The sequence below is a fragment of the Rothia sp. CCM 9416 genome, assembly GCF_048513535.1.
Lineage (GTDB): Bacteria > Actinomycetota > Actinomycetes > Actinomycetales > Micrococcaceae > Rothia.
In genome coordinates, this window is the sequence record NZ_JBLXXR010000024.1 from 23,680 (window position 1) to 30,244 (window position 6,565).

The 6,565-nt window shown below is 60.2% G+C and carries 4 protein-coding genes and 1 pseudogene; 4 read left to right on the top strand and 1 reads right to left on the bottom strand.

Going from position 1 to position 6,565, the window contains the following annotated elements:
• Positions 1 to 66 precede the first annotated feature (66 nt).
• Entirely contained in the window at positions 67 to 1,866 is a 1,800-nt protein-coding gene (locus ACN080_RS09185; protein ID WP_419113612.1) for a GTPase, read from the top strand.
• A gap of 4 nt (positions 1,867 to 1,870) precedes the next feature.
• Positions 1,871 to 3,598: a dynamin family protein gene (locus tag ACN080_RS09190; protein ID WP_419113613.1), complete on the top strand. Its 1,728-nt coding sequence runs from the start codon at positions 1,871 to 1,873 to the stop codon at positions 3,596 to 3,598.
• Positions 3,599 to 3,672: 74 nt separating this feature from the next.
• Here ACN080_RS09190 and ACN080_RS09195 read toward each other — a convergent pair whose 3' ends face one another.
• Entirely contained in the window at positions 3,673 to 4,389 is a 717-nt protein-coding gene (locus ACN080_RS09195; protein ID WP_419099475.1) for an IclR family transcriptional regulator, read from the bottom strand.
• A 211-nt stretch (positions 4,390 to 4,600) separates the two neighbouring features.
• Between ACN080_RS09195 and leuC the strand changes: the two genes are divergently transcribed.
• Entirely contained in the window at positions 4,601 to 6,022 is a 1,422-nt protein-coding gene (gene leuC / locus ACN080_RS09200; RefSeq protein ID WP_419099476.1) for a 3-isopropylmalate dehydratase large subunit, read from the top strand.
• A 57-nt stretch (positions 6,023 to 6,079) separates the two neighbouring features.
• Positions 6,080 to 6,544: pseudogene (gene leuD / locus ACN080_RS09205) on the top strand (3-isopropylmalate dehydratase small subunit); the annotation flags it as partial.
• Between the last annotated feature and the right edge of the window lie 21 nt (positions 6,545 to 6,565).

Below are 6,565 nucleotides of genomic sequence, written 5' to 3' on the forward strand. Positions count from 1 at the left end.
AGATAGGTGGCGACAGTTCCACTGATAGGGCACCTCAGGCGCTAGGAACATGCCAGAATAGGGAGTGTGTACAACCAAACTATTCTTAATACTCTGGCCTCCGTGCGAGAAGCCCGCAACACTCTCGCGGCGGCTTCTTTCCCGCTGAACACAGGCTCGGCTGAACAAGCTCAGCAAGAAGCCAAAACCGCAGTCACCCAGCTCGACGACTACATCTTGCCTAAGCTCTCCACCCTGGATGCGCCCCTGACCCTGGTCGTTGGTGGCTCCACCGGAGCCGGCAAATCAACCCTGGTGAACACGCTCATCGGTGAGCCTGTGACCCGTTCCGGGGCTATCCGCCCCACTACCCGCCAGCCCGTGCTGCTCTATAGGCCCGAGGACGTCGCCGCCTTTACCCCTGAGCGGATTCTTCCGCATCTGGTACGCCTTCCGGTTGAACCCGGCCAGGCCCTACCGGGGGCCAACCCCCACAGCGGCCAAGACGAGCTGGTGACCGTCCCGGTCGATTCCCTGCCCAAGGGCATTGCACTGATTGATGCCCCCGACTTTGACTCGGTGAGCGAGGAGAACCGCCGTCTCGCCCAGCAACTGCTACGAGCCGCTGACCTCTGGCTCTTTGTCACCACCGCTAACCGCTACGCAGATGCCCTGCCCTGGGAGATCCTGCGACAGGCGGCTACCCGAGATATCACCATTGCCGTGGTACTCAACCGTGTGCCCGAGGGCAGCGAGGACGAGATCGAAGCAGATCTGAGCCGAATGCTGGCCGAAGCCGGTATCACCCCTGCCCTGATTCACTCTGTGACCGAGCAGGAACGTGATGAGCGCGGCCTGCTTCCCAGCGTGTCCCTGCTCCCCTTGATTTTCTGGTTACGTTCACTGGGCGCCGACACCGATGCCCGTGGCGATATCGCCCGCCGTACCCTGGAGGGGGCTGTGCGTTCTCTAGCCCGGCAGGCAAGCGATCTAGCTCAGGCCGCGCAAGACCAACAAGCCGCAGAAAACCGTCTGCGGGCCGACGCTACCAGCGCTTTCGCACGCGCCCTGACCAACCTGAACGAAAGCACGCAGGACGGCCAGATGCTCCGAGGCGAAGTACTGGGGCGCTGGCAAGACTTTGTGGGCACCGGAGAATTCTTCCGCCAGGTAGAAACAACCGTGGGCAAGGTGCGCGACCGTATCGCAGGCTTTTTCAGGGGAACCCCGCCCACACAGGCTGTTGAGGTAGAACAGGCCCTTGAAGTCAGCCTGCACTCGGTCATTATGGAAGAGGCAGCTACTGCCGCCGAAACCGTCCAGCGCCGCTGGCTCGAAGACCGTGCAGGCCGTGCGCTGCTGGCTGGGGAGGACCTCGCCAAGCTGGACGATAGCTTCTCCGAAGACGTGGCCGAAAGCATCCGTGCCTGGCAACAAGATGTCATGGACATCATCTCTGCCGAGGGTGCGGGCAAACGCCAAAAGGCCCGCTTCATGTCCCTGGGCGTGAACGTAACGGCCGTGATTTTGATGGTCGCGGTCTTCTCAATGACCGGTGGACTGACCGGCGTTGAAGTCGGTATTGCCGGTGGCTCCGGTGTGATTGGCCAAAAGCTCCTTGAAGCTATCTTTGGCGAGGACGCTGTGCGCCGCATGGCAACCGGTGCCCGCACCCGGCTCGAAGAGCGCATTGGCGAGCTACTTGAAACCCAGCAGGCCCGCTTTATCGACCGCCTTGAATCTGTTACCGGGCAGGGGAGCGAGGACCAGGCCCGCCCCACTGCCAGCGACCTAGAGGCTGTTGCCACCACCTTGAACACCGCAAGCACCCAGCTAGCGGCCAGTATTCAGCTACCTGCCGCTTCTGAAACAACCACCGAGAGCTAAAACCGTGACACCAACTTCTACCAGCAAGGCAGAGCCTGCCACCACAGCACTGGCCACCACCGTGGATGCCCTCACCACCGCCCTCGACTTAGGCCAAGGCCGCCTAGACCCCGAAATCCTGGCAAAGGGCCGCCTGGTCCTGGAGCGGGTTGCTACTCGCCGCGAACTCTCAGCAGAACACACCGTGATTGGTTTCTTCGGGGCTACCGGTTCCGGTAAATCAACCCTGTTTAATGCGGTGGTTGGCAAAGAGATCGCCAAGTCCGCCGCCCGCCGGCCCACCACATCGACCGCCCAGGCCGCCGTCTGGGGTAAAGAGGGCGTTGAACCCCTCCTGGACTGGCTGGGCGTAAGCAACCGAACCTACATGGACGAGGACCCAGCCCAAGCGGCAGAAGCCCTCAACCGGGCCGATGTGCCGGTCACCGTGGGCATGTGGAACAAAATCCGCACATCGGTGGGTGCCGGTAAAACAGAAGAAGCCACCGGCGGTCTAGTCCTGCTTGACCTGCCCGACTTCGACTCGGTGGAGGCCTCCAACCGGAAAATCGTGGAGAAAATGGCGCAGTGCGTGGACGTTCTGGTCTGGGTCATGGACCCCCAGAAATACGCTGACGCGGTGATTCACCAGGACTTCATCCAGCCCCTAGCCGCCCACGGCGCTGTAACCTTGGCTGTGCTCAACCAGATAGATCGCCTGGATGAGGCTGAACTGCCTGCCGTGCTGGACTCCCTCAAACTGCTTCTGGCCAAGGACGGGCTAACCAGCACCCTGCTGGCTGACCCCCTGGGTGTTTCAGCCCGCACCGGCCATAACATTCCACGTCTGCGGGAGATCTTGGGGCAGGTCGCTGTCGCCAAAAATGCCGCTGTGGCCCGTATCGAGGCAGACCTGGCCGGGGTTCGCTCAGAACTTGCTACCCAGGACGGGCAGGGGGAACCGGCAGGCATCACCGCCCCCGCTATGACCCAGCTTGAAGAGGGCTTCTACCGGGCCTCCGGCGCTGAAGGCTTGGTCAAAGCGGCCTCCGATTCATATAAGCTCCACGCCGCCGAGAAAACCGGCTGGATCGCCACCCGGTGGGTCCTCAAGATTAAACGGGACCCCCTCAAACGCCTGGGCCTGCACAAAGAACACGATGGGGCACCCATCAGCAAGTCCTCACTGCCTCCGCTCGGTGCACCCCAGAAGGCGGCGCTGAGCACCAGCCTGCGCACCTTTGCAGGTCAGGCATCCGAGGGCCTGGCAGAACCCTGGAGCCACTCCATCCGGTCAGCCGCCCGAACTTACGAAGAACACCTACCCCGCGAAATTGAACGGGCGGCCGCCAGCGTCCACTACGAGGCAACCAAAAAACGCTGGTGGTGGCACCTGCTCAACATCTTGCAGTGGGTAGGGTTAGCAGCAGCTCTGCTTGGCCTGCTCTGGTTGACCGCGCTCGCCGCCGCAAGCTATTTCCAGCTTGTGCTACCAGACCCGCCCACGGTTGAGGGCTTCCCGCTACCTGTGCCTACTCTGCTGGTGGTTACGGGCCTCTTGGCCGGTATTCTGGTGGCTACGCTGGGTCGAGCCATAGCTACTGTCGGCTATCGTATGTACGCCAAGGGTATTCGCCGTCAGCTTGAAGAAAATATGAGTGACGTAGCCTCACGCTGTGTCCTTGAACCCGTTCAAGAGGAACTGGATCGACTTGCCAACTACCGCAAGGCACTGGCCCAGGCCGGCAAGTAACTTTACGGTCTCACAGAAGAAGCCCCGGTACCCACAAGGGTACCGGGGCTCTTTCTTGGTCTGAGAGCAGAAGGCTAGCTCCGTAAGGCTTCTGATAGTGCAGCAGCCGCTTCACATACCACCTCAGCGTGCAGGCGGCCGGGTTGGCGGCTCAGGCGCTCAATCGGGCCGGAGATAGAGACGGCGGCAATCACCTTGCCGGAGGGGGAGCGAACCGGTGCGGAGACTGAGGCGGTACCGCGCTCGCGCTCACCCACGGACTGCGCCCAGCCCCTGCGGCGGACAGTTGCCAGCATGGTGGCAGAAAAACGAGCACTGTGCAGGCCCTCGACCAGGCGGGCGTGATCCTCCCAGGCAGTGAGTACCTGGGCGGCTGAACCTGCCTTCATAGAGAGCTGGGTGCCCACCGGAATGGTGTCACGCAGGCCGATGGGCCGTTCAGCGGAGGCTACGCAGACCCGCCAATCACCCTGCCGACGGAAAATTTGTGAAGATTCACCCGTAGCATTACGCAGGTTGTTGAGGACGGGGCCAGCGGCAGCAATCAAACGATCTTCGCCAGCGGCACTTGAGAGTTCACTGAGACGGGGCCCCAACATAAACCGGCCCTGAACATCGCGGGCTACCAGCCTGTGGTGTGTGAGGGCAACAGCTAGACGGTGGGCGGTGGGGCGAGCCAGACCGGTAGCTTCAACAAGCTGGGAAAGGGTGGCGGGGCCAGCTTCAAGGCAGTCAAGAATGTGCGCGGCTTTATCAAGTACGCCGACGCCGGAGCTAGGCTTCTCTTGCATAGTGGGCAACTTTCGCAGATGGGCCGGTGCGTTGGCCCAGTGATTATGTGTGATGCGATCTTTCGGGGGTGAAAGATAATGGGTATATGGATTGTGTCTGAGTACTTTAATTTTGACTTCTCATATTCTGATATGCAAGTTCGTTTATTGGAAAGATGAGTGCGGTGCCGTCACACTTATTAACGCATCACAATAATTTTTGGAGGACTTGATGGCTGGTAGCACCGACCATACCCCGCGTACATTGGCTGAAAAAGTCTGGGAGGCGCACACCGTAGTGCCCGGTACAGACGGTAAGCCCGACTTGCTCTACATCGATCTGCACCTGGTTCACGAAGTAACCTCACCTCAGGCTTTCGAGGGGTTGCGTCTTGAGGGGCGTCCACTGCGTCGCCTGGACCTGACCATTGCAACCGAGGACCACAACACCCCCACTGAGAATATTTTCTCGACGATTGCAGATCTCACCTCACGCACCCAGATTGAGACACTGCGTAAGAACGCTAAAGAATTCGGTGTACGTATCCATTCACTCGGTGATCAAGAACAGGGTATCGTTCACGTGGTTGGCCCCCAGCTGGGCCTGACCATGCCCGGTATGACCGTTGTCTGCGGTGACTCGCACACCTCAACCCACGGTGCTTTCGGTGCCTTGGCGTTTGGTATCGGTACCTCCGAGGTTGAGCACGTCATGGCAACCCAGACCCTGCCCCTGGCTCCTTTCAAGACCATGGCTATTAACGTAGAGGGTACCCTCAAGCCCGGTGTGACCGCTAAGGACATTATCCTGGCTGTTATTGCCGAAATCGGTACCGGTGGTGGCCAGGGCTACGTGCTGGAATACCGGGGCTCCGCCATCCGCTCCCTCTCTATGGAGGGGCGCATGACCATCTGCAACATGTCCATCGAGGCAGGTGCCCGCGCCGGTATGGTTGCACCCGATGAGACGACCTTTGAATACGTTAAAGGCCGCCCCCACGCACCTACCGGTGCCGACTGGGATGCCGCCCTTGAATACTGGAAGACCCTGCCCACCGACGAGGGTGCAACCTTTGATCATGAGGTTTTCATCAACGCAGATGAGCTAGAGCCTTTTGTCACCTGGGGCACCAACCCCGGCCAGGGTGTCCCCTTGTCCCAGGCTGTTCCCTTCCCCGAGGACTTTGCCGATGAGAACGAGCAGAAGGCCGCCGCTCGCGCCCTGGAATATATGGGCCTGACCGCTGGTACCCCCATGAAAGAGATCCCCGTTGATGTCGTCTTCCTGGGTTCCTGCACCAACTCCCGCATCGAGGACCTGCGTGCCGCCGCCGAAATCCTTAAGGGCAAGACCATGGCAGAGGGTGTTCGCATGATGGTTGTCCCCGGTTCCCACAGGGTTCGCACCCAGGCAGAAGCTGAGGGCCTGGACCAGATTTTCAAGGATTTTGGCGCAGACTGGCGCTTTGCCGGTTGTTCTATGTGCCTGGGCATGAACCCGGACCAGCTGGCATCGGGGGAGCGTTGCGCCTCAACCTCTAACCGTAACTTTGAAGGCCGCCAGGGCAAGGGCGGGCGCACCCACCTGGTCTCACCCCTGGTTGCTGCCGCTACCGCTATCCGCGGTACTCTCTCAGCTCCCGCTGACCTCTAGAGCGGAATAAGTCATCGAATTTGAGTACCCGGATAGCCGGGTAGAAACGGATTTTTCATGGAACCGATTAAAAAGCACACCGGAATTGGCGTGCCCCTGAGGGCCTCCAACGTCGATACCGACCAAATTATCCCCGCCGTCTATCTCAAGCGCGTCACCAAGACCGGCTTTGACGATGCCCTCTTTGCGGGCTGGCGCAAGGATGAGAACTTTGTTCTCAACCGGCAACCCTACAAGCAGGGTTCGGTGCTGGTTGCCGGCCCTGACTTCGGTACCGGATCATCACGAGAGCACGCCGTCTGGGCCTTGAAGGATTACGGCTTTCGCGTTGTTATCTCGGCTCGTTTTGCTGACATCTTCCGAGGTAACTCGGGCAAGCAGGGTTTGGTGGCTGCTCAGGTTGATCAGGACAACATTGAGCTGATCTGGAAGCAGCTTGAGACCGAGCCCGGTACTGAAGTGACGGTGGACCTGGAAGAGAAAACCGTCACGCAGTCGATCCCTGGTTCATTGTTGCCGCCGACCCCCACAATTCGCGGCTGA

Bases quoted from the DNA above. Each gene is read 5' to 3' on its own strand.
- leuC (WP_419099476.1), top strand. From the start codon at position 4,601: ATGGCTGGTAGCACCGACCATACCCCGCGTACATTGGCTGAAAAAGTC.
- ACN080_RS09195 (WP_419099475.1), bottom strand. From the start codon at position 4,389: ATGCAAGAGAAGCCTAGCTCCGGCGTCGGCGTACTTGATAAAGCCGCG.